Source organism: Oribacterium sp. oral taxon 078 str. F0263 (assembly GCF_000469565.1).
Lineage (GTDB): Bacteria > Bacillota > Clostridia > Lachnospirales > Lachnospiraceae > Oribacterium.
The window spans coordinates 1-708 of sequence record NZ_KI273110.1; the positions used below are offsets into that span (position 1 = coordinate 1).

At 46.2% G+C, this 708-nt stretch carries 1 protein-coding gene; it reads right to left on the reverse strand.

The window, feature by feature from the left end; translation table 11 throughout:
* Positions 1-185: 185 nt before the first annotated feature.
* Positions 186-341, reverse strand: coding sequence for a hypothetical protein (locus tag HMPREF1986_RS05680; protein WP_155978777.1), 156 nt, complete (start codon positions 339-341; stop codon positions 186-188).
* Between the last annotated feature and the right edge of the window lie 367 nt (positions 342-708).

Below are 708 nucleotides of genomic sequence, written 5' to 3' on the forward strand. Positions count from 1 at the left end.
GACATCAACCTGGAAATCAAAAAACATGAGAATCACCTCAAAAATGTCCTCTAAAATATAGGGTATTATTACCCTATATCTGTTCTATCAAAAATCCTGCATTTCCGCAAGTGAAACAGCGCAGAAATGCAGGAAAACAAACGTTTTTGAACACTCCGGATCAGGACGGTGTGACGTATAGGGGACTATTTTTCAGGAAGTTCACAGAAAAAATCGATCGAATTCATATCCGTGAGCTGTGCCTTCGGCCAATGCAAAAAGATATGAAACATGACGATCATCAGCATCGCCGCGATACGAAGGAGCTCGAAATTCGAGCTCCTGACTTTCCCGCTTTCCATGGAACTCCCCTCCCCTTTTCTGCGGGATGCCCCCTCCATCCAGGCCCCGCTGCTTTCATACATCCTAACATCTGTGAGGACTTAAGTCCAGGGCTCCGGCACAAAGCCCGCTGGCCGAGGAGTATAAAAAACTTTGCCTTAAAATACTAAAAGGGGATGCGGACAAAAAGCCGGACTCTGACAGAATCCGGAAAGGAGTGAAAAAATGGATTACGAGAAATCAACTGTTCGGAAATTCCGAACCGTTCAAGAAGAGGGAAGCTGTGTGGTTGCTCGTATACTTACTTACTATAAGCTCAAAGAGAACCCGCCTGACATCCTCTCCCTTCCATAGCGTGAATCATGTCCACGACAAAGCGCTGGCACG

Coding starts and splice junctions, on each gene's coding strand:
- HMPREF1986_RS05680 (WP_155978777.1), bottom strand. CDS start 341: ATGGAAAGCGGGAAAGTCAGGAGCTCGAATTTCGAGCTCCTTCGTATC.